Source organism: Collinsella aerofaciens (assembly GCF_040910265.1).
Taxonomy (GTDB): Bacteria; Actinomycetota; Coriobacteriia; order Coriobacteriales; family Coriobacteriaceae; genus Collinsella; species Collinsella aerofaciens_BK.
This window is the reverse complement of record NZ_JBDGAW010000001.1, coordinates 97710-120240: the sequence shown is the minus strand read 5'-3', so window position 1 is coordinate 120240 and position 22531 is coordinate 97710. Positions and strand designations below refer to the sequence as shown.

Below are 22531 nucleotides of genomic sequence, written 5' to 3'. Positions count from 1 at the left end.
CTACGCAAAGCAACCTGTCCCCTTTGCACCAGTTTGGCTAGTTCCACAGAAGGTCACTGCGGGCTATGGTGGCGCCGATGGCAAAGGGCATGCAGACGATGACCGGGTACAGGTAGCGCATGTAGGTGGAGCCGTTGCAAGGACCGATCAGACACACGGCGAGTACGCCCAAAAGCGGCACCCAAATGGCAAGCGCCCTCCACGAATGACGCCGCAACAGGTAGACCACCACGGCAATCATGATCCACACGTAGGTTGCACTGCTCATGGTAAGTGAGATAAACGGGATGCGCTGTACCGCCACGCGATACAGGTTAATCAGATGGCCACACCACCGCACGACCTTGCTATCGACCGGATGGAAATCGAAGTACTTGAGATTGTCGGGACGAGCCATGATCTCGGCACTGCGCGCCGTGCTGTAGACCCATGCGTCGCGGGCGCTCGGATAAAAGTAGCCATAGTAGTTATTGATAAGCGCCGAGATATAGCACTCGGGATCCTTTTTGAACATCTGGGCCCAAACCTCAAAATAGGCGTCGATATCCTCCTGCGAGGCATATTCGTTAAAGCAGTTCTTGACGGCATCGGACTTGTCGGGGTTGTACCGGCGGCCCAGGTTTTCGTACTTGAGTACGCGATCGATCACGGCACGCTCCTCTTCGGTCACCAAACCGTCGCAGGGAGCTTCCACGATGGTGCCGTCCTCTTTAACCGTAGGATTGACACCTGAGTTAAGGCCGTCGTGCTTTTGGACGAAGCGCGCCGTCTGCTGGAACGGAATCGAGAGCACCTCGCGCTTGGAGCTGGGCGTAATGTCGTGCGCCGGCATAAAGACCTTGGTGAAGTACATGTTGGAGACAAGACAGAGCGCAAGCACCGCCAGGATGCCAACCCAGCAAAAGCGTGGCACGCGAAACGAGGACTCAGCACCCGTCTGCTTGGCCGCACGGCGAGCCGCATGCACGTCCCAAGCGCAAAACGCCGCCGCGATCACGCATGCCGCCAGCACAAACACCAGGCCGCCGTTACGCAAAAACGTCGACCCCATGGCGCCCAGGGCAAGCAACAGCCAGTCGTGACGCGCAAAAAGCGCGGGCTCGGGCTCGCCCACACGCTCGACATTCGCATCGCGACGAGGCAGGCCACAGGCCACAAGCTTGACGGTCTGCACCAGCAAAACCAAAAACGCATCGGCAAACAGCACATCTTTGGTAAGCAGGGCCGCGTAGTTGGAGAACATGGGCATAAACACAAAGAACAGCAAGATCACGCCGCGGACCGGCAGGCTCACGCCCAGCTTGCGCAACGACGAGATGGAATAGGCCATGCAGGCGGCCGTAATGACGAACTGAGCGCAGGTGTAGATGACAAGACCTGCGTTGGCGCTGTTGAACAGTGAAAGCCCCAGTTGGACGCACGAACCGATGATAGCCGTGTGCACGACCGGATGATGCCCGTTGAGCAACACGTTGGGATTGAGCAGGCGCAGGTAGTCACTCGTACCGTTGGGGTAGTTGAACCACTGGCGAATCTGCGCACCCGTATCTCCCATAAAAAGGCCGGGCAGCGAAGCGATGAGCGTGGGCGCCCAGGCGACCATAAGCACCAGGAAGGGCCCGGCAAAGGGATGGACCGAGAGCACGGCGTGAGCCATACGCCATACGCGGCCAAAGTGCGCTTCGGAAAACGGAATACGCCGAGAGCTCAGCCAATCTAGACACTCAAAGGCAAGGTAGAAGGCAACGACCGCCAAGAGCATCCAGCCCGCACCGCCTATCCAGGCGCAGATGATGCGCGCCTTGTCGCCGAGCACGATCTCGGCCGAATCGGTGAGGTCGTAGCTGCGGCCAAACACCATGCAGACGGCAAAGAACAGCGACGGAAGGATCACCGAGGGACGCCAGGCGTCGCCGCGGCCAAAGAATACGTAGCGAAACGGCAGCGTGAGCAGGCAGGCAAGCGCAAGCAGCATGACCGCGTCGGTATGGCCGGCAAACGAGAGGAGCACCTCGTAGCACACGTACAGCATGCCCGAAGCCTTGGGGTCAATCGCCAAGACTGCGTTGCTCGACACCGGGGCGGGATCGATGGAAAACGCCGTGGTCGCCAACAGCGCGAGCAAAAATGCGATGAGTGTCTGCTTGGCGGGGTAGCGCTTAAACCAGACGATGCGGGCAGCGTCGCGCGCAGCCGTTGTGGAGAGGTCGGAATCCTTCACAGTCCGAAAGCCTTTCTAGAAACCTATCAAACTCGGCAAGACCACCACAAAGGTGCCTGTCCCCTTTGTGGTGGTCTTGGTTAGGCGTCCAGGTAGACGCGCTGGGGCTGATTGCGGTGTCGGGCGAAGATGATGAGCGCTAGGCCGGCGATCACAAGCGGCAGACTCAGCAGCTGACCCATGGTGATGACGCCGCCCAGCAGATAGCCCAGCTGGGCATCGGGCACGCGCACGAACTCGACGAGGAAGCGAACGATGCCGTAGCCCATCACAAACACGCCCATAAACGTGCCCTGGGGCAGCAGCGGTTTTTTGCGGCTGAGTACCTGCAGGATGCAAAAGAGCACGATACCCTCGAGAAATGCCTCGTAGAGCTGGGAGGGATGGCGCGGCATGTCGCCCGCGGTGCCGCCAAAGACCACGCCCCAGGGTAGGTCGGTCGGCTTGCCCCACAGCTCACCGTTGACAAAGTTGGCGCAGCGGCCCAGGCACAGCGCCAGCGGAGCACCGATCACGGCAAGGTCGGCCAAGGTCCATGCATCGAGCTTGTACATGCGGCACACGATGATGCCGCCGATAATGCCACCCACCAGACCACCGTGGAAACTCATACCGCCCTCGTTGGTGGCAAAGATCTCGAGCGGATGGGCCCAGTAGTAGCCGTCGCCGTAAAAGACGACGTAGAACAGACGTGCACCGATAATGAGGCCAAAGACCACGCCGACCACGACACTCGTCAGATCGTCGATTGTAATATCGAAGCCCCAACGGCGCTGCGTGCGGTACATAACGACCGCCGTGAGCAGAGCGCCGACCACATAGGCCAGACCGTACCAGTAGATGGTGATGGGGCCCGCCGAAATCGCGACAGGATCAAGCATATGGTAGAGGTCGTTGAGCATGTCGATCCCCCTGCTCCCTACATACAAATGCGGCCGCGGGCCTTACGCTCGCAGCCGCATATTTGGGCGTAACGTCTATGCGGAGCGCACCGTCCGCAACTTTCGCATCTTAGAACGGCGCATACTCGTCATACAGGTCCTCGGCCTCGCCGGAGACATTGACCTGCTCAACGCGGGTAACACCGGGCACATGCTCCTTCAGGATGCGCTCGATACCCATGGACAGGGTCAGCGAGCTCATGGGGCAGCCGGCGCAGGCGCCCTGCAGCTCCAGCTTGACGACGCCCTCGTCGTCGACGCCCACATACTCCATATCGCCGCCATCGGCCTGCAGGTTGGGGCGGATCTCCTCAAGAACCTTCTTAAGCAGCTCTTCGTTAACAGCCACAGGGGCTCCTTTCTCACAATAACGCGGGCACGCCCGCGGACAGGGGCTATGTTACTACAGCCATGTACCCGCTTAGGCGCCAGCCATGCGCGCGGACACGACTTTCACGAGCAGTCAATTTGGGACGGGGCTCTTTGAGCTGCGTTCGTCGTCAGATGGCGACAACGCGTATTACTGCTGAGCTTGTCCCCCGGTACCAATCTGAACATCGACGATGACCTGGCGGTAGCTGATGCCGCAGGAGTCGAGAATGCGGCGGCTGATACGGCCGTCATCGGTGTCGGCATACTTATTGTCCAGGTAGACGACCTCGCCCACACCCACCTGTGCCAGGATCTTGGCGCAGTCGTGGCACGGAAACAGCGTAACGTAGACCGTGGAACCCTCAAGGTCTTTGAGCGAGCCGCGGTAGTTGAGCACGGCGTTGGCCTCGGCATGCACCACGTAGTTGTGCTTATCCTGCAACGGGTCGTCGCTCGTTCCCCACGGGAAAAAGTCATCGTTGAGTGCCGAGGGCGTGCCGTTGTAGCCCACCGAAAGGATGCGGTGGTTGGTGCTGGCGATGCACGCGCCCACCTGCGTGTTGGGGTCCTTACTGCGGCGCTGCGCGGCGATGGCCACGCTCATAAAGAACTCATCCCAGCTAATAACGTCGCGGCGCTTGCCCGACGCGGTTTGATGAAGATCGTCCGACATGGCAGACACCTCCGAAATCGCAATAGTTTGACCCATTGTAGCAGGTGGAAGGTGGAGACGTTTTGTCCCATCGCCCCCATCGCTACGCGCGGCGGGGCTTTTGGTTGATGTGGTAGAGCTCGGCGAGACCCCGCAACGTCAGCGCATCGTCGACCGTCAGGCTATGGCCGACAAGGGCCGCAAGCGCCTCGGCGTCGTCGCCGGTAATGACGATGGGCACATCGCTCTCTCCCGCGGCCTTGGTCGTGCGCATCTCGGCAAGCACCATGTCGAGCATGCCGTCGATGCGGGCCACCTCGCCCAAAACCACGCCCGAGCGCATGGCCTCGCGCGTGTTGCGGCCGATGACGTGTGTCGGCGCCGAGGGCTCAACCTGGGGTAGGCGCGCTGCTGCCGCCGAAAGCGAGCGAGCGCCGAGCGCCAGGCCCGGTGCGATGACGCCGCCCACAAAGGTACCGCGCGCATCGATGACCTCGATATTGGTCGTGGTGCCCAGGTCGATGACGATGCACGGCGAGCCGTAGACGGCACGGGCTGCCACGGCATCGGCGATGCGGTCGGGGCCGATCTCGGCCGGGTCGTCGTAATGCACGGGCATGCCGGTCTTAAGCCCCGGCCCCACCGTGAGCACGCGCCCCGTGCAGGTACGGGAAAGCGCCGTCTTCCACGGGCGCTCGAGCGCCGGGACCACGCAGCTCAGCACAGCAGCCGCGGGCACAAGTGCACCCGGTATGCCCGCATCGGCCGCAAGGGCGCCCATGACCTGCACGAGACGCATGCGCGCTTCGTCTGCTGTGATGCGCGCCGGCGTTGTGATCTCGCACGTCGCAAGCGGGCATTCCTGTGCCGCGGCCGAGTCCTCGGCAAACAGGCCAAAGCGAATGAACGTGTTGCCCACGTCGACCGTCAATATATATGCGCACCCATTAAGCATCGTCGGCGCTCCTTTCGTCTGCCCAGCAGTATATCGCCTACCCAAATTGACTACCAAGGCAGCTAAAAAAGCCCCGTCCCAAATGAGCCACCTTGCCGCTATACTGGTTCGCGGTCGTTTGCGAGCTCACGCGGCGGCCCTTGGTAACCCGACTTCCCGCGCCGCATCCGTAGCGGCGCTCCCGGGGGAAGCGGATATACGCAAAGGAGTTATATATGAGCAATCCCTCGAACCGCGCCTCGATGCGCGGGCAACTCACGCTGCGCGGCGTCGTCATCGGCGTCCTTGGCTGCGTGATTATCACGGCAAGCTCGGCCTACACGGCGCTCAAGATGGGCGCACTCCCCTGGCCGATCGTCTTCGCTGCCGTCATCTCGCTGTTCTTCCTTAAGCTCATGGGCAACGCCAGCCTCAACGAGGCCAACGTCACCCACACCATCATGTCCGCGGGCGCCATGGTCGCCGGCGGCTTGGCGTTTACCATCCCGGGCGCCTGGATGCTGGGCTATGCCGACCAGATCAGCTGGCTCGACATGTTTATCGTGGCACTCGCCGGCACCATCCTGGGCCTGCTGGCAACGGCTCTCATCCACCGTCACTTTATCGTGGACGCCGCCCTTGAGTTCCCCACCGGCAACGCCGCAGCTCAGACCCTGCGCGCAACCGAGGCCGGCGGCAAGACCGGCAAACAGCTCTTTGGCTCCATGGCCCTCGCCGGCATCTACAGCGTGCTGCGCGACGCCCTGGGCATTGTGCCCAGCATGCTGTGCACGCTCAATATCCCCGGCGTGACCTTTGGTATCTACAACTCGCCCATGCTGCTCTCCGTCGGCTTCCTCGTGGGCTTCGCCCCGGTCGCCTTCTGGTTTGCCGGCGCATTGCTGGGCAACTTTGGCATCATCGTCGGTGGCACCGCTGCTGGCCTGTTCGACGTTATGACCGCACAGGGCATCGTCAAGTCCCTGGGTATGGGCCTCATGATGGGCTTTGGCGTCGCTGTCGTCCTCAAGGACATTCTGCCGCAGGTCGCCGGCATCGTCCGCGGTCTAGCCGCCGACAGCTCCACCGATACCGACGAGCAGTCGCTCATCTCGGGCTCCCTTAAGCTCGACGCCGGCATCATCGGCCTGGGCGCCGCTGCCATCGCCGTCGTCATCGCCATCGCGCTCGACCTTGGTCCTGTTCCGGCCGTCATCGTCACGCTGTTCACCTTTGTCACCACCATCATGAGCGCGCAGAGCTGCGGCCAGACGGGCATCGACCCCATGGAGATCTTTGGCCTCATCGTCATGCTCATCGTGGCCGCTTTCGCCCAGATCGCCCAGGTCAAGCTGTTCTTTATCGCCGGCATCGTTGCCGTGGCGTGCGGCCTTGCGGGCGACGTCATGAACGACTTTAAGGCCGGCGCCGTGCTGGGCACCAACCCGCGCGCGCAGTGGATCGGTCAGGCCATCGGCGGCATCGTGGGCGCCCTGGTCGCCGCCGCCGTCATGGTTGCGCTCGTCACCGCCTATGGTCCGGACGCCTTTGGCCCCGACAAGAGCTTCGTTGCCGCTCAGGCCAGCGTCGTCGCCACCATGGTCTCGGGCATCCCGAGCGTGCCGTGGTTCGTCGGCGGCTTTATCGCCGGCATCGTCATGTACTGGCTCGGTATTCCGGCCATGATGATCGGCCTGGGTGTGTACCTGCCGTTCTACATGTCGCTCACGGCTTTCCTGGGCTCCTGCGTCAAGCTCGCCTACGACAAGTGGGCCGCTCACCGCGATGCCACGGCCGGTCTTTCGGACGAGGAGAAAGCTGCCAAGGACGCCGCCTTCCAGGAGCAGGGCCTAGTCGTCGCCAGCGGCCTGCTCGGCGGCGAGTCCATCGTCGGCGTTATCCTGGCGTTTGTCTCTGTTGGCCTGAGCCTGCTGGGCTAAGCCGAACCACAACGCATCAACGCAAAGCGCGGGGTCGGAATCTATCCGGCTCCGCGCTTTTTTGTATCTGCCGAAACCCTCGGCAGTACTCGCATGTGGCGTGTCTTCCTTTGCCTGCTCGCCTAAGTTCCATGTCAAGATGACCGCCACGGGCGCCACGGTGTAGAGTACATGCTGCGAACACACCCGCGTTCCTGCGGCAATACGAGGTGAACATGGAACTCGATAAACAACAGCTCAAGCGACTGCGCGAGCGCCATCATCGGCGCCATGGCATCCGCCCCGCCCACAGCGAGGCCATGGAGAACGCAAGCCGCTTTCTAAAGCAGGCATTCAACATTCGCGAGGGTCGTGCGCCCTATCACGTGATTCGCAAGCGCTTCGTAAACGGGGCGCGCCTGACTGGCTCTCACCTGTGCATCCTGATCATTGCCATGTTGATCGCGAGCATCGGCCTCGATATCGACTCGGCTATCGCCATTGTAGGCGCCATGCTCATCTGCCCGCTCATGGGCTCGGTCCTTGCCATGGCATACGGCATCGCCACGCTCGACCGCGAGATTGCCGTCGAGGCCGTCGCCAGCCTCGCGCTGCAGATGGCCTTTTGCCTGGTCACGTCCACGTTGTACTTTAAGCTCTCGCCCCTTGGCACCACCACGGCCGCCATCATCGACAATTCGACACCGACCGTGTGGGACCTTGCCGTCGCGCTCGCGGGCGGCTTTGCTGGTGGCCTGGGCAACTCGCGCGACCAGGAACCCGCCACGCTCATCGCCGGCGTGGCCGTGGCGACCGCGCTCATGCCGCCCCTGTGCGCGGCGGGCTATGGCATCGCCATCGCAAGCGGGTCGCTGTTTCTCTCGGCGCTTTACGAGTTTGGCATCAACGTGGTCTTTATCGCACTGGCCGCCGAGGCCGTGCTGCTTCTTTTGCGCGTGCCGCTCAAGCGCGACCTGAACGGCGACGGTATTGTGACTGCTGAAGAAAACGCCGAGGTCGACGAGCTGTCACGCAAGGTGCGCCGCCGCATCATTGTGGGCACGGTAGTCTTTGCCATCCCCTGCATCGTTATGACGGCGGGGTCTATTGGCTCGGCGCAAGCCGGCGTGCAGGACGGCTACGGCGTCACCGAAACCACGCGCGAGCTTGCCGCGGTACTGCCGGGCTTTAAGGATTACACCGTCGCCGTCGAGACCTCGGCCACCGAAGGCGACGAGAGGGGCATCGTCGAGCGCGAGATTGTCGCCCATGTGACGACAAGCGAGGCGCTCGGGGCACACGACCGCCACGTCGCTCGCAAGCTCATCGACCTCAACGTGCCCGAACTCGATCGCGTGGAGTTTGACGTGAAGTGATGCGGGGCGGCCCTACAGCTCGTACTTGTACACGCGGTAGATGTGCTTTTCGGCTTCCATCTCGTAGGTGGCGATGGGCAGTCCGTAGCGGTCGTACTCGATAAAGGTCTTGGCCATGCCCGATGCCACGAGCATGCTGTTCGAATTGCCGACGCGCTGCGCACTGCTCACATAGCCCGAAAACGGCACGGCGATCTGGTCCACAAGCTCGTAGGTGCGCGCGGTCTCGTCCACCGTAAAGATGCGCCCAAACGAATGCGTGCCCTTGTTGTAGTCGGTCACCACCGCGGCGCCCAGCTGGCCCCAGTCGAACTTGGGATAGCTTTCGGCCGCACCAAAGTTGTTGTCGTACAGCAGCACCTGGTAGCAACCGGTCGTTGCCGTGTCAGAACTCGGCAGATACGTCACGCCGTGCTGGCCCGCGTTGAGCGAAAAATCGCCCTGGGCCTGCAGCAACTTGTCCTCAAAGCCCGAGCCGGCCCATTGCCACTCCTTTCTATTTCTGGGTCCATCTTCTCACTGTTGGCGGCCGAAAATGATCCGTTTTCCTCCGTCCCCGAGGGATCATTTTTTAGTACTTGAAGAAGCCCTCGCCCGAGCTTTCGCCCAGCTTACCTTCGTCGAGCATTTTCTTGAGGACGGAGGCCATGGCCTTAAAGTTGTAGGGCATCATCATCTTTTTGAGCAACGGGCTCACCAGGCCCGGGACCTTCTGATACTGCATGACGATGTTGTAGGCCGTCTGGATGCCCACCGTGTCGAACACGCGGAACGGACCTTTGGGCGCGCCAGTGCCGCGCGTCCATGCGAGGTCGATGCTCTTGGGGTCACTCACACCCGAGACATACAGATCAAGGCCCGAGAGCAGCCACGGCACTAACATGGAGTTGAGCAGGTAGCCGTTCTTTTCCTTGTTGACGGGAAGCGCCAGCATGCGGATGTCGTTGGCAAAGTCGACAAGCTCGTCGAAGTAGCGCTTGTCAGTTTGGCTCTGGGCCATGACCTCGGTCATGTTGTTCTTCCAGATGGAATTGGCAAAGTGCAGCGACAGGTACTTCTCGGGGCGGCCGGTGTACTTGGCAAAGGTGCTCGGCAGCAGCGTGGAGGAGTTGGTGACGATGACGGTCTTTTGCGGGAGAACCGGGGCGAGCTTCTTGTAGAAGTCGATTTTTGCCTGGGTGTCCTCGGCCATAGACTCGATGACCAGGTCGGCGTCAACCACGGCCTTGGCAAGATCGAGCTCCAGCTTGAGCGTGGAGTAAGCACGCTCAACGGCGGCGAGTGCCGCTTCCTTGTCGAAGGGCTGGTCGCTGTCGGCGATGCCGGCACACCACTCGCCCGTACCGTCCGCCATGCCCTCGATGGCAGCGATGTACTCCTCGCGAACATGGTCGATCTTGGGCTGGGTGCGGCCGATGCTGCCCTCGCTGCGCAGCCAAATCGTTACATCGAAGCCGCAGTAGGCAGCCTGAAAGGCAATCTGGCTTCCCAGCACGCCGCCGCCGGCAACGCAAACGGTCTTGTAGCTCATAGGAACAGTCCTCTCTTACGTAATTCCATAGATGTGTATTTATTCAACCGTATGGAGGCTACGAGCCGGGGGTTGGTTCTATAAACGGACGGTATTTTGCGGCGAACGGCTACACCTGTTCATTATCTCAGGGTTCCGAGGGCAATTTTTTGTGCCACCGAGAGGCCGTTTTCGGAAGTATGCGGCAAATTTTGAAACTCTCGAGCACACCCCCGTTTTCCGTTAATAAAACCGCAGGTACAGAGCTTGGACATATCCGGTGTGCTCGGCCTATTCAGATTTTGCCGCATACTTCCGAAATCTAAGTTCGCAAGGGGTGATAGCTGGGGCGTTTACGCAACATATGTCCAGCAAAACGGGTGGTAGCCGATACGGCCGCCACCCGTTTGTCTTATATCTGGCTCGAAGTAGGCCAACTACTTCTTAATGCCGCGTCCCAGGCGCTCAGCGACCGACGCCACGGCACTCTCGTCGACCGAGCCGCAGCTCACGCAGCCGTCATGGGCACGCATCTGGCCGGTGACCTCGTCCATCGCGAGCGGCGCCACCTTCTCAAGCTTAAAGCCCTTACCGGCGCGCATGTTCTCCTTGGCCACGCTGATCATGAGCTTAATGCGGTTGAGCTGGTTGACCTCGGACGCGCCGGGGTCGTAGTCCACCGCGACGATGTTGCTCTCGGGATGCTGACGGCGCAGCTCCTTGATCACAGCCTTACCCACTACGTGGTTGGGCAGGCACGCGAAGGGCTGCGTGCAGATGATGTTGGGCGCACCGTGGTCGATCAGGTCGAGCATCTCGGCCGTGAGCAGCCAGCCTTCGCCCATGTTGTTGCACACCGAAAGCACCGTACGGGCCTTGTCCGCCATGGTGCCAATGCGCTCGGGCGCCTCGAAGCGGCGGGACTTTTCGAGCATCTCCTCCACCGGCGTGCGCATCCAGTCCACCAGCTTAATGAGCGCCTGCATGCTAGCGCGCGTAGTGGCAGAGCTTCCCAGCTCGTCTTTTTGAAGCTCGGCGTTGCTCATGGAGTACAGGAAAAAGTCGAGCAAGCCCGGCACCACGGCCTCGCAGCCCTCGCGCTCGATGACATCGACCACGTGGTTGTTGGCCGTGGGGTGGAACTTGACCAGGATCTCGCCGACCACGCCCACGCGTGGCTTGGTACCCTCGCCCACGAGCGGCATGGTGTCGAACGCGCGGATGGCCTCACGAGCAAGCTTGGTGTAGTTATGCCTATTGAACTTAGGCGCCAGCTTGCGAGCGCGCGCCATATACTCCTCGTAGAGCGCATTGGCGGCACCGGTCGTGGCCTCGTACGGACGGCAGCGGTAGAGCATCTGCATCATCACGTCGCCAAAGAGCACAGCGTACACGGCCTGCTTAAGCAGCGCCGGCGTCAGCTTAAAGCCGGGGTTGTCCTCGCCGAGCGCCACGGCCGACAGAGAGATCACCGGAATCTCGGGGTGGCCGCTCTCGCGCAGGGCCTTGCGGATGAGCGCGATGTAGTTGGTGGCGCGGCAGCCGCCGCCGGTCTGGCTGATGACCACGGCCGTCTTGGACAGGTCGTAGCGACCGCTTTCGATGGCCTCCATGATCTGGCCCGTCACCAGAATTGACGGGTAGCAGATGTCATTGTTCACATAGCGCAGACCGGCCTCGACGGCATCGTGATCGGTCGAGGGCAGCAGCTCCAAGTTGTAGCCGGCACCGCGGAACACCTCTTTAACCAGGTCAAAGTGGATCGGCGCCATCTGCGGGCACAGGATGGTGTAGCCCTCCTCGCGCATCTGCTCGGTAAAGGGCACCTTGGGCCACGCGGTCGAAGCACTCTCGCGCTGAGCCTCAAACGTGTACTTGCGGCTCGCGAACGCGGGGGCATCCGTGGAGGGCGCCACCGGTGCGGCGTCGCCCTGCTCGTAGGCCTCGCCCGCTGCCGTGGCCTCGGCCAAACGCTCGGCCTCCTGGTCCTTAAGCGCGGCCATGAGCGAGCGGATGCGGATGCGCGCGGCACCCAGGTTGGACACCTCGTCGATCTTGAGCACGGTATAGATCTTGCCGCTGGCCTCAAGGATTTCCTGCACCTGGTCGGTGGTCAGGGCGTCCAAGCCGCAGCCGAAGGAGTTGAGCTGAATCAGGTCCAGGTCGTTGCGCATCGTCACAAAACGGGCGACGGCGTACAGGCGGCTGTGGTACATCCACTGGTCGACGACGCGGATGGGGCGCTCGGGCTTTACCAGATGCGCGAGCGAATCCTCGGTAAAGACCGCAAAGCCAAAGCTCGAGATAAGCTCGGGCAGGGCGTGGTTGATCTCGGGGTCGTTGTGATAGGGACGACCAGCGAGCACGATGCCGTGGCCGCCGTGGTCCTCGACCCACTTAAGGGCTTCCTCGCCCATGGTCTGGATGTCCTCGTGGAAACGAGCATCGGCCTCAAAGGCGGCGTTGACGGCGGCGTCGACCTCGGAGCGCGTGATCTTGGGTCCGCGCACGCGACCGCGACCAGCCTTGGCGTCGGCCACGCGATCGACGGCGAGCACCTGGTACAGGCGGCGCTTGAGCTCGGTCTTGTCGTGATACGGCACAAACGGGTACAGGAACTCGATGTTCTGCTCGCGGATCTCGTCAATGTTGAGCGCCAGCGCCGTGGGGTAGCTCATGACGATGGGGCAGTTGTAGCAGTTGCCGGCGGTCGGATCCTCCTTGCGTTCCCAACGCACGCACGGCATCCAAATGAAGTCGACATCGCGGTCGATGAGGTTCATCACGTGGCCGTGGCTCATTTTGGCCGGGTAGCATACGCTCTCGGACGGCATGGACTCAATGCCCGCCTGATAGGTCTTTTTGCTCGACTGCTCGGACAGCTGCACGCTAAAGCCCAGGCGCGTAAAGAACGCATGCCAGAAGGGGTAGTTTTCGTACATGTTGAGCGCGCGCGGGATGCCGACGGTTCCGCGCGGGGCCTCGTCCGGGCTCAGTACCTCGCGGTTAAAGAGCAGCTCGTTTTTCCTTTTGAAGAGGTTGGGGGCCTCGGTCTTCTGCTTTTTGTGGCCAGCGCCCTTCTCGCAGCGATTGCCGGTAATGAAGCGCCTACCGCCGCCAAAGTCGTTGACAGTGAGCTGGCAGTTGTTGGAGCAACGGCCGCAACGGACGTGCTTTTGCGTCACGGTAAGGTGTGCGATGTCCTCGGCAGAAAGAATGGTCGAGGTGCCGTCGGCACCGGCGCGATCGCGGGCGAGCAGGGCCGCACCGTAGGCGCCCATGCAGCCGGCGATGTCGGGACGCACGGCATGAACGCCGGTGAGCTGCTCAAACGCACGCAGCGTGGCGTCGGACATAAAGGTGCCGCCCTGAACGATCACCTGACTGCCGATCTCCTTGGGATCGCGCAGCTTAATGACCTTGAACAGGGCGTTTTTGATGACAGAGTAGGACAGGCCGGCCGCGATGTCGCCCACCGTGGCGCCTTCCTTTTGCGCCTGCTTGACGCGCGAGTTCATAAAGACGGTGCAGCGGCTGCCCAGGTCGACGGGGGCCTTGGCGTGGATGGCGGCGTCGGCAAATGCGCGCACGTCCATGTTCATAGACACGGCGAAACTCTCGATAAAGCTGCCGCAGCCCGACGAGCAGGCCTCGTTGAGCATGATGTGCTCAATCACGCCGTCCTTGACGCGCAGGCACTTCATGTCCTGGCCGCCAATATCCAGGATAAACTCGACGCCCGGCAGGAACGCCTTGGCGCCGCGCAGGTGCGCGACGGTCTCGATCTCGCCGGAGTCGGCCTTGAGGGCCTCGATGAGCAGAGCCTCGCCATAACCGGTGGTGGTCACGTGGCCGATGGTGCAGCCGGCGGGAATGTGGTTGTAGAAATCGGCCATGATGACCTTGGCCGTGCCCAGGATGTCACCGTTGTTGTTGCCGTACCAGGTGTGCAGCAGCTGGCCGTCCTCGCCCACGAGCGCGGCCTTCATGGTGGTGGAGCCGGCATCGATGCCGATGAACACGCGGCCGGTGTAGCCTTCGAGCTTGCCCTTGGGGACGACCTCGGTGTCGTGGCGGCCCTTGAACTCGGCAAAGTCCTCGTCGGTGGCAAAGAGCGGATCCAGACGCTCAACCTCGGCACCCTGCGTGTCACCCAGGGCATCGATGGCCCCGATGAGCTGCGGGAACGTGCTGAGCTTGTTGGACTCGTGCGCCATGGCGGCGCCGCTCGCCACAAACAGGTGAGCGTTTTGGGGCACGATACGGTGCTCCTCGTCCAGATTGAGCGTGAGGTAGAAGCGGTGGCGCAGCTCGGAGAGGTACTGCAGCGGGCCGCCCAGGAAGGCGACGTTGCCGCGGATGGGACGGCCGCACGCCAGGCCTGAGATGGTCTGGGTCACGACGGCCTGGAAGATGGAGGCGGCCACGTCCTCGGGACGGGCGCCCTCGTTGAGCAGCGGCTGCACGTCGGTCTTGGCAAATACGCCGCAGCGACTGGCGATGGGATAGATGGTGGTGGCGTTGGCCGCGAGCTCGTTGAGGCCGCTCGCGTCGGTGTGCAGCAGGGTTGCCATCTGGTCGATGAACGCGCCCGTACCGCCGGCGCAGGTGCCGTTCATGCGCTGCTCGATGCCGTTATCGAAGTAGATGATCTTGGCGTCCTCGCCGCCCAACTCGATGGCGACGTCGGTGGCCGGGATGAGGGTCTCGACGGCGCGCTTGCTGGCGATGACTTCCTGGACAAACTCTAGGTCGAGCCATTGGGAAAGCAGCAGACCGCCCGAGCCGGTAATGGCGCAGGTCATCTGGGCCGTCGGCAGCACGGTCGCAGCGCCCTCGAACAGGTCGCGGGCGCAGGCACGGACGTCGGTGTGGTGACGCTGGTACTTGGCGTAGACGATCTGGTTGTCGTCGTTGAGCACGGCAAGCTTGACGGTGGTAGAGCCCACGTCGATGCCCAGGTGCAGGTTGCCACGAGCGTTCTCGGGGTTGAAAATCGCGCCTTCGGGGGCGTGGGCGGCGGCTACGGGCTCAGTAGCGGTAGCGGGCTCGGCGGCGACGGACGTCTCCCCTGCCACGTTCTTGGCATCGGCAACTGCCTCGGCAACTTTCTCGACAGCCGCGGTCGCGGCCTTCTGCGCAGCGTCCATCACGGTGGGCGCGGCCTCGCGTGCGGCAGCAACCATGCGGTCCTTGATGCCCTCGACGAGTTTGCTCATTGTCTCTCCTCTTAGTTGTTGGACTCGACGGTTGCAGCGGTGTCGGCCGCGTCCTCGAGCTGCAAGTTCAATAGCTTCATGCCGTATTCCGGCACGTTGATATCGATGGGTTGGCCATACAGGTCGCCGGGGCGCACAAAAGCGAGCACCGTCATAATGCGCGCCATGGCCTCGGGCGATTCGGTGAGCCCACGCTCAAACCAGCGCTGAATCAGGCCGACCTCGGCACTCACGACGTAGGTGACGTAGTAGTCAAAGAACGTGCCCAGCGCTAGGCCCAAAATGCCCGTCTGCGCACGCGGCACCACAGCCTCACGCGCGGTGTCGATAATCCTTTTAATAAAGGCCTGGTCGCCGCCCGGACCCAGCAGCGCACCGATTAAGTCGCGGTTGGCCGCAAGATAACGCAGCAGCTCAACCGAACCGGGCGCCGGCTCGAGCTCGTCGATATTGTGATAGAGATCGGGCAGCTGAGCTGCGGTGATGAGCTCAATGCGCTCACGGATCTCGGCCAGCAAGCCGTCCTCGATTTGATTGATAAAGTCGGGGATATCGCGGTAGTGCGAATAGAACGTGCGGCGCGTAAGGCCAGCGCGCTCGGTGAGCGACGCGACATTAATGCGCGAAAGGTCGCCGCTTTCGGCAAGCTCGCTGGCAAGCGCCTGGCGAAGGGCACGCTGCGAGCGAAGGGACCGGCGATCGCATTTCTCGAGCTGGGACAAGCGTCCTCCTTGTTACTCAGCCTGTGCGCTATTGCACAGTGCGAGTATTATTGCACACCGTGTGCATCAACACGTAAAGGCAATAATTTGGATGTGACAAAGTGGCAGTCCCTTTGTCACATTATTCGATAACGGTGCGGGAATTCTGCTTATGCATGGTAGCGAGCATGTGTTTGGGGACGGCGTGGATCATGCAGCTGCCGATGGTCGCGCTCGCGGCGGCCTTGGCTGCATCGCTTGCGTTTTTGGTCGCGTAGCTGTGGCGGAAACGCTTGAGCATGGCAATGTCGTTGCCGCCGTCGCCGTAAACCGCGACCTCGTCCTCGGCAATACCGTAGTAGCCCGCCAGCCAGGCCACGCTCTCGCCCTTGTTGCACGCTACGTCCGTAATCTCAAACATCACCGGGTCAAACGGCGCGTTGACCACGCGGTCCGAGCGCTCGACCAAATACGCCTTAAGGTCGCGCTCCAGCTCGGGCGAGGTCACGCGGCAGTTGATCTTGCACACATCGTGGCGCAGGATGTCACCGATCGACTGGTCGAAATATTGTTCCTCGTGATACCCGCCACGTGCACGCATGCCACGCATCACGATACGCTTGATAGGGCTGTCCTTTTTAAAGCCCGCTTGGTGCATCTCGAACGAACCGCTCGAAAACATGCCATCGGGCGTGGAGCAGTCGAAGCAAATGTCCGGGAACGCCTTGAGCAGCTCCTCGGTAACCTGCGGGTCGATGGTCCAGGTCTTGAGCACCTCGCCGTGGCTGTCGCGAACGATGGACCCGTTGGAGCAGCAGGCGTCGAGCGCCAAACCTGTAAAGCCATGCTCGCCAATCGGCAGCGTCGAGCGACCCGTTGCGGGAACCACGTGCAGCCCAGCTTCGGTCAGCTCGCGAATGGCGCGGCGGATGGTTCCGTCGGCCTCGTGCAGGGCGTTAAGCAGCGTTCCGTCTAAGTCACTCGCGAACATCTTGATCATGGGCATGCCTCTCCTTCGTCTGCACGATATTGTAGACGAGAGCGGGCGCACCCCAAGAGAGACGCGCCCATCAGACGAAAGATAGCTTTATCGACAGCTCTACACCGCAGCAGGGCCGTGTTCGCCGGTGCGGATGCGGATGACTTCCTCAACCGGCTCGACCCAGATCTTGCCGTCGCCGACGGCGCCGGTGCGTGCGGCGTTGCAAATGATGTCGACAATGCCGTCGACGTGCTCGTCGGCACAGATGAGAGTGAACTGCACCTTGGGGATCGTGTTGACGAGCAGTTCGTTGCCGCGCACGTACTCCTTCCAGCCGTGCTGCGCACCGCAGCCCTGCACCTGGTTAATCGTCATGCCGCGAACATCGGCAGCAAACAGCGCGTCCTTAAGAACCTCAAGCTTCTCAGCACGAACGATCGCCGTGATCTTCTTCATAGTGAATTCCTCTCTTCAAGAGCGGGTCTGGCAGAACATTTGAAGCCGTTAATCTAAGCCGCTGAACGAAGGATACGCACTTTCTCCGTGCTGACTCGCATCCAAGCCCAGCGCCTCGTCGGCCTCGTCCACGCGCAGGCTTCCGTGGAAGAGCGCCTTGACCACCGCAGCAATCACCAGGTCGAGCACCAGCACAATAACGACCGTCACCACAATGCCCAGAATCTGCGAGATGAGCAGCGACACGTCGCCCGTGTAGAACAGGCCGCCCTTGCCGGTCCACGAGAGCTCCGGCACGCAGAACAGGCCCGTGAGCACGCCGCCCAAGATGCCGCCAATGCCGTGGCAGCCAAACGCGTCGAGCGCATCGTCGTAGCCAAACTTGGTCTTGAGATGGCTAATGGCCAAGTAACAGACGGGCGATACAATCAAACCCATAACCAGCGCTGCCCACGGCTCGACAAAGCCCGCACCCGGCGTGACCACCACAAGGCCCGCAACCAGACCGGTGCTGGCACCCACCAGCGTGGGGCGACCGGTGTGCACGCGCTCGACGGCAAGCCACGAGACCATACCCGCCGCGCTGGCCGTCACGGTGTTGAGGATGGCGAGCGCCGCCACGGCGTCGGCCTTGAACTCGCTGCCGCCGTTAAAGCCAAACCAACCAAACCAAAGCAGGCCGGCGCCCAACGCCACAAACGGCACGTTATGCGGGCGATAGCTCACCATGCCAAAGCCGCGACGACGGCCAAGCATTAAGCAGAGAATCAGGCCCGTGAGACCGGACGAAATGTGTACTACGTCGCCGCCGGCAAAGTCGAGCGCGCCGATCATGTCGCCGATAAAGGAGCCCTCGCCGCCCCAGACCATGTGGGCGAGTGGCGCATAGACCACGAGCAGCCAAATGCCCAGGAAGGCCGTCATGGCACCAAACTTAACGCGGCCGGCCAGGCTGCCCGTGACGATAGCGGCCGTGATCATGGCAAACGCCATCTGGAAGGCGATGTTAATGATCTGAGGGTAGACGGCACCGTCCGCGGCATTGCCCTCGGCCGCCTGCAGCACCTGGTTGAGCGCCGGCAGGCACAGCAGCTGGTCAAGGCCTCCAATAAACGGGCTGGAACCGTCGCCGCCGTAGGCCAGCGACCAGCCGGCAACAATCCACAGCACGCCGACCAGGCCAATGGCGCCAAAGCACATGAGCATGGTGTTGATGACATTTTTGCGCCTGGACAGGCCGCCATAGAAAAACGCCAGACCCGGTGTCATTAAAAACACGAGCATGGTGCAGATGAGCATAAACGTTGTCGATCCCGTATCGTACATTCGCTCCCCCTTGATCGCATGAACGTTGTCGGCGCCCATAATGCGGCCGAGGGGCAACTGGTGTAGACCAGATACGGCGTTGTTAAACGCTGCGTTGTCGAATGGAAACGGTGCCGCAATCTTGGAAACGGCGCGGCAACGGACGCGAAACGAACGGGAAATACGCGAGCAAGGGAGCCGTGAGCGCGCCCATCCCGGCTAGCGCCGAAACAGCTCGTGGGCGCGGTCGCGGAGATTAGTTGCTCGAATGACACCTTCGTAGCGATTGATGCGCAGACGCGGGAAGGCATTGAAAAAGCGCAGGTCACGACGACTGAGTGACACGCTCGGTACCGGACGGCTCATGCGCTTACCGGCAAGGCGACGGCTGAGCGACGGACGCGGCATGCTCGGCGCGGCATCGGCCACGCGGCGGGCGACAAGCGCCAGGCCGCGAGCACCATCCGAGATAAACGTCGGCATCGAAGCCTTCTCACGAAGGGCATCGAGCGTCGCGTCGCCCAGCTCCGCCAGCCACGCGTTAACGGCGCGGCTGCGGATATGCGTCTGTGCCACCGAGTCGATCGCCGAATCGGGAATACGTTCGAGCATGGAGTCGGACGCATCGGCAAGAGACTCATTGATACGGTCGGCAAGGTCGGCGCGCACACGCTCCAGCTGATCGGACAGGCGGCGCCAGCTGGCCAAAGAGCACACCGCGTCGACCATCATCGCGACCGCGACGATAAAGGCGGACAGCCGCACAATCAGAACCGGCAGATGGCCAAGCAGCCCCAGCAATGCCGGCTCCACTAAACGGCAAATGCACAGCGCACCCAAGCCAAACGCGCATGCCCAGTACAGACAGATGCGTCCGTGCAGGTTAAACGGCAGGTGCGAATAGTCCCAAAACCGGGCGCCCGTCGTTTTTTCGAGCAGCACGCCCACGCTATATTCGATCACGCTGCACACGAGTGCCGCAGCGACAAACTGGCTCGAGGCATCCGGAATCCCGCGCAGCAGCAGCCAGCAGGCAATGCCGCCCGCGCCATAGATGGGACAGCACGGTCCCAGCAAAAAGCCGCTGTTGGCAAAGCGTCCGTGGTTGAGCATGGCGCAGACCGTCGACTCCCATGCCCAGCCACAAAAACCGTAGAAGGCAAACGAGAGCACCAGCGCCGAGAGCGGACAGGCGGCAAGCGTCGCACCGCCAAATGCCATGTCGATCGCGGTCCCCACCGTCTACCCTCTCCTCTTCTCGCTCGAGCCCTCGTTCAAATCATCTGTGCTGCCCCTGCGCGGCAGACGACCGGCAACCGTCTCGCACAACGCGCACCACTTATCCGCCAGGCACACAATCCAGGCCTCGCGACACGTCGGCGGCACCGGTACCAGCGGAAACATATGGCGCGCAATGATATTCCGCTCGCGCGGCGTCAACTCAAAATCTTCCTCGGCACGCGCCAGGGCAAAAAACGGATGCCGAAACCCGTGCAGGCGATGACTCGGGTCGGGATCGTGCCAGTCGTAGAGAAAGTAATCGTGCAGCAGAGCCCCACGCAGCAGCGCGGCGCGGTCGACCGAAACGCCGACACGGTCCAGACGCTCGGCAAAGGACAGGCTCGCCCGTGCCACCGAGGTCACATGCGCGTACACCGTCACATCGCCATGCTGGATAAACTCGCGCGTCAGGTCCAGACGGCCCGCCTGTGCCAGTTGACGGGCAGCATGGTCTACTTCGCACGCGATTTTCTCGGCACGAACGACATCGGACATGCTGCCTCCTTCCAGCGACTCACGGCGACAAGCCACGGCCTGCGCACAATCGATAAAAACATCATGGAACACATCAGTATGGCATCGGACAAAACGTTTTGCCCCGCCAGTTGGCGAATTACCGCGCCGCCGTCACATATCAAACGCCAAAATGTGCGAGACTGTTTTGTGCAATTGTGCCGGCCGAGGGAGCGCCGGTGCTCGATTCGCATGGAGTAACCCACAACGATGCTGCTTACGCAAACGACAACGCCCGAGGACGTCAAGGCTCTCGACCGCGCCGAGCTCCCGCTGCTCTGCGGCGAGATCCGTCAGGCAATCCTCGAAAGCTCCGCCGCCGTCGGCGGGCACGTTGCCCCCAACTTGGGCGTCGTTGAGCTTACGGTTGCGCTTCATCGCGTGTTTAACTCCCCCATCGACAAGATTGTCTTTGACGTTTCGCACCAGACCTACGCCCACAAGGCGCTGACTGGGCGCGCGTATACCTATATCGATCCGGAGCGTTATGGTGAGGCTTCTGGCTTTGCCAATCCCAACGAGTCCGAGCACGACTTGTTCGCCATGGGTCACACCTCCACGTCGGTGAGCCTGGGCTGCGGCCTGGCGCACGCTCGTGACCTGGCGGGCGATGCGTACAACGTCATCACCATCATTGGCGACGGCTCGCTTTCGGGCGGCCTGGCGTTTGAAGGCTTTAACAATGCCGCCGAACTCGATAGCAACCTGATCATCATCGTCAACGATAACGACCAGTCCATCGCCGAGAACCACGGTGGCCTCTATCGCAATCTGGCCGAGCTGCGCGCCAGCAACGGCACCTGCGAGCGCAACGTTTTCCGCGCGATGGGGCTCGACTACCGCTATCTGGACGCCGGTAACGATGTGTTGGCCCTCGTCGACGCGCTGCAGGATCTGCGCAATATCGATCATCCCATCGTGCTACACGTCTCCACCGCCAAGGGCAAGGGCTTTGAGCCAGCCCAGAGCGACCCGGAACGCTGGCACCACGTGGGTCCGTTTGACATGGCGACTGGACGCAAGCTCTGCCCGGGCCATCCGAGCGAGCCTGCGCCGCGCACCTATGCCGACATTACGGGCGAGGCGCTCAGCGCCGCCATCGAGCGCGATCCGCAAGTCGTGGGCATCACGGCCGCCACGCCCTACATCATGGGCTTTACACCCGAGCTTCGCGCTGCCGCCGGCAAACAGTTCGTCGATGTGGGCATTGCCGAGGAGCACGCCGTGACCTTTGCCACCGCGCTTGCACGCTCGGGCGCCAAGCCGGTCTTTGGCGTGTACGGCACGTTTTTGCAGCGCGCCTACGACGAACTGTGGCATGACCTGTGCCTCAACGACGCCCCGGCGACCATCCTGGTATTTGGCGCGTCGATCTTTGGCACCACATCCGAGACGCACCTTTCGTTCTTTGATATTTCCATGCTGGGCGCTCTTCCCAACATGCGTTACCTGGCGCCGGCCTGCATGGAGGAATATCTGTCCATGCTGAGCTGGTCACTCGATCACCGCGAGCATCCCGTGGCGATTCGCGTGCCGGGCATTGGCCTGGTAAGCCGCCTCGATCTGGCGCCTGCCGAGGACGCCGACTACAGCGTTGCCCGCTACAACGTGGTGCGCCAGGGCCGCGATGTGGCCGTGCTCGCGCTCGGCGATTTCTATGAGCTGGGCGAGCGCGTGGCAAACCGCTTGGCCGCCGAATACGGTATCGAGGCCACGCTCGTCAACCCACGCTTCGCGACCGAGCTCGACCGCGAGTTCCTCGACAGTCTTGCCGCCGAGCACCGCGTTGTCGTGACCATCGAGGACGGTATCTTGGACGGCGGCTGGGGCGAGCGCGTGGCATGTTATCTGGCTTGCACGCCGCTGCGCACCCGCACCTTTGGCATCGCCAAGGGCTTCCCGGACCGCTATGATCCCAACGAGCTACTCGCGCAGAACGGTATGACAGTCGAAAACATGGCCGCAGAGGCCGTAAGGCTACTAAACGAGTAGAAAAACCTCCGCAACGGCAAGCGCCCTTGCGGAGGTTTTTGTTTTCACGAATCGACTATCTCGATCTGTAACATCTAGAGGCAGAATTTGCATCTAGATGTTACAGATTGAGACGAGACGCTTAAGCCCCTGATGTTTATCTCAATCTGTAACAGTT

The 22531-nt window shown here is 61.8% G+C and carries 16 protein-coding genes and 1 pseudogene; 3 read left to right on the top strand and 14 right to left on the bottom strand.

Going from position 1 to position 22531, the window contains the following annotated elements:
- Positions 1–37 precede the first annotated feature (37 nt).
- From AB5Z14_RS00490 to AB5Z14_RS00470, 5 genes are all read right to left on the bottom strand, one after another.
- Positions 38–2221 carry a DUF6020 family protein gene (locus tag AB5Z14_RS00490; RefSeq protein ID WP_368129875.1) on the bottom strand — a complete coding sequence of 728 codons (2184 nt, stop codon included), beginning with the start codon at positions 2219–2221 and terminating at the stop codon, positions 38–40.
- Positions 2222–2301: 80 nt separating this feature from the next.
- On the bottom strand, positions 2302–3123 hold the full coding sequence (gene lgt, locus AB5Z14_RS00485; RefSeq protein ID WP_368129874.1) for a prolipoprotein diacylglyceryl transferase: 822 nt from the start codon (positions 3121–3123) through the stop codon (positions 2302–2304).
- Between the two features lie 109 nt (positions 3124–3232).
- Positions 3233–3511 (bottom strand): NifU family protein, encoded by a 279-nt coding sequence (locus AB5Z14_RS00480; protein ID WP_217750973.1) that lies wholly within the window; start codon positions 3509–3511, stop codon positions 3233–3235.
- Between the two features lie 171 nt (positions 3512–3682).
- A complete protein-coding gene (locus AB5Z14_RS00475) occupies positions 3683–4207 on the bottom strand; it encodes a deoxycytidylate deaminase (RefSeq protein ID WP_089572276.1) in 525 nt (174 codons plus the stop codon).
- Positions 4208–4289: 82 nt separating this feature from the next.
- Positions 4290–5141: a type III pantothenate kinase gene (locus tag AB5Z14_RS00470; RefSeq protein WP_368129873.1), complete on the bottom strand. Its 852-nt coding sequence runs from the start codon at positions 5139–5141 to the stop codon at positions 4290–4292.
- A 215-nt stretch (positions 5142–5356) separates the two neighbouring features.
- Between AB5Z14_RS00470 and AB5Z14_RS00465 the strand changes: the two genes are divergently transcribed.
- Both AB5Z14_RS00465 and AB5Z14_RS00460 read left to right on the top strand, forming a co-directional pair.
- Entirely contained in the window at positions 5357–7060 is a 1704-nt protein-coding gene (locus tag AB5Z14_RS00465; protein WP_368129872.1) for an OPT/YSL family transporter, read from the top strand.
- Positions 7061–7275: 215 nt separating this feature from the next.
- Entirely contained in the window at positions 7276–8415 is a 1140-nt protein-coding gene (locus tag AB5Z14_RS00460; RefSeq protein WP_368129871.1) for a DUF389 domain-containing protein, read from the top strand.
- A gap of 12 nt (positions 8416–8427) precedes the next feature.
- Here AB5Z14_RS00460 and AB5Z14_RS00455 read toward each other — a convergent pair.
- The 9 genes and pseudogenes from AB5Z14_RS00455 to AB5Z14_RS00415 form a co-directional block, all read right to left on the bottom strand.
- Positions 8428–8889, bottom strand: a pseudogene (locus AB5Z14_RS00455) (aryl-sulfate sulfotransferase); the annotation flags it as partial.
- A 97-nt stretch (positions 8890–8986) separates the two neighbouring features.
- Positions 8987–9946, bottom strand: a complete 960-nt coding sequence (locus AB5Z14_RS00450) for a 3-hydroxyacyl-CoA dehydrogenase (RefSeq protein WP_368129870.1) — start codon at positions 9944–9946, stop codon at positions 8987–8989.
- Positions 9947–10362: 416 nt separating this feature from the next.
- Positions 10363–15144 carry an acyl-CoA dehydratase activase-related protein gene (locus AB5Z14_RS00445; RefSeq protein ID WP_368129869.1) on the bottom strand — a complete coding sequence of 1594 codons (4782 nt, stop codon included), beginning with the start codon at positions 15142–15144 and terminating at the stop codon, positions 10363–10365.
- A gap of 11 nt (positions 15145–15155) precedes the next feature.
- Positions 15156–15866, bottom strand: a complete 711-nt coding sequence (locus tag AB5Z14_RS00440; protein WP_117785895.1) for a TetR/AcrR family transcriptional regulator — start codon at positions 15864–15866, stop codon at positions 15156–15158.
- Positions 15867–15987: 121 nt separating this feature from the next.
- On the bottom strand, positions 15988–16845 hold the full coding sequence (locus tag AB5Z14_RS00435; RefSeq protein WP_368129868.1) for an HAD family hydrolase: 858 nt from the start codon (positions 16843–16845) through the stop codon (positions 15988–15990).
- Positions 16846–16944: 99 nt separating this feature from the next.
- Positions 16945–17283: a P-II family nitrogen regulator gene (locus AB5Z14_RS00430; protein ID WP_117629936.1), complete on the bottom strand. Its 339-nt coding sequence runs from the start codon at positions 17281–17283 to the stop codon at positions 16945–16947.
- A 48-nt stretch (positions 17284–17331) separates the two neighbouring features.
- Entirely contained in the window at positions 17332–18609 is a 1278-nt protein-coding gene (locus AB5Z14_RS00425; RefSeq protein WP_368129867.1) for an ammonium transporter, read from the bottom strand.
- A gap of 198 nt (positions 18610–18807) precedes the next feature.
- Positions 18808–19827: a putative ABC transporter permease gene (locus tag AB5Z14_RS00420; RefSeq protein WP_368129866.1), complete on the bottom strand. Its 1020-nt coding sequence runs from the start codon at positions 19825–19827 to the stop codon at positions 18808–18810.
- Between the two features lie 3 nt (positions 19828–19830).
- On the bottom strand, positions 19831–20364 hold the full coding sequence (locus tag AB5Z14_RS00415) for an HD domain-containing protein (RefSeq protein ID WP_368129865.1): 534 nt from the start codon (positions 20362–20364) through the stop codon (positions 19831–19833).
- Positions 20365–20592: 228 nt separating this feature from the next.
- On the opposite strand from AB5Z14_RS00415, the gene AB5Z14_RS00410 reads away from it, so the two are divergent.
- On the top strand, positions 20593–22374 hold the full coding sequence (locus AB5Z14_RS00410; protein WP_368129864.1) for a 1-deoxy-D-xylulose-5-phosphate synthase: 1782 nt from the start codon (positions 20593–20595) through the stop codon (positions 22372–22374).
- Positions 22375–22531 lie beyond the last annotated feature (157 nt).

Excerpts from the sequence above, each read along its gene's own strand:
- AB5Z14_RS00435 (WP_368129868.1), bottom strand. The coding sequence starts at position 16,845 with ATGATCAAGATGTTCGCGAGTGACTTAGACGGAACGCTGCTTAACGCC.
- AB5Z14_RS00450 (WP_368129870.1), bottom strand. The coding sequence starts at position 9,946 with ATGAGCTACAAGACCGTTTGCGTTGCCGGCGGCGGCGTGCTGGGAAGC.
- lgt (WP_368129874.1), bottom strand. The coding sequence starts at position 3,123 with ATGCTCAACGACCTCTACCATATGCTTGATCCTGTCGCGATTTCGGCG.
- AB5Z14_RS00465 (WP_368129872.1), top strand. The coding sequence starts at position 5,357 with ATGAGCAATCCCTCGAACCGCGCCTCGATGCGCGGGCAACTCACGCTG.
- AB5Z14_RS00430 (WP_117629936.1), bottom strand. The coding sequence starts at position 17,283 with ATGAAGAAGATCACGGCGATCGTTCGTGCTGAGAAGCTTGAGGTTCTT.
- AB5Z14_RS00410 (WP_368129864.1), top strand. The coding sequence starts at position 20,593 with ATGCTGCTTACGCAAACGACAACGCCCGAGGACGTCAAGGCTCTCGAC.
- AB5Z14_RS00445 (WP_368129869.1), bottom strand. The coding sequence starts at position 15,144 with ATGAGCAAACTCGTCGAGGGCATCAAGGACCGCATGGTTGCTGCCGCA.
- AB5Z14_RS00425 (WP_368129867.1), bottom strand. The coding sequence starts at position 18,609 with ATGTACGATACGGGATCGACAACGTTTATGCTCATCTGCACCATGCTC.
- AB5Z14_RS00470 (WP_368129873.1), bottom strand. The coding sequence starts at position 5,141 with ATGCTTAATGGGTGCGCATATATATTGACGGTCGACGTGGGCAACACG.
- AB5Z14_RS00460 (WP_368129871.1), top strand. The coding sequence starts at position 7,276 with ATGGAACTCGATAAACAACAGCTCAAGCGACTGCGCGAGCGCCATCAT.
- AB5Z14_RS00475 (WP_089572276.1), bottom strand. The coding sequence starts at position 4,207 with ATGTCGGACGATCTTCATCAAACCGCGTCGGGCAAGCGCCGCGACGTT.
- AB5Z14_RS00415 (WP_368129865.1), bottom strand. The coding sequence starts at position 20,364 with ATGTCCGATGTCGTTCGTGCCGAGAAAATCGCGTGCGAAGTAGACCAT.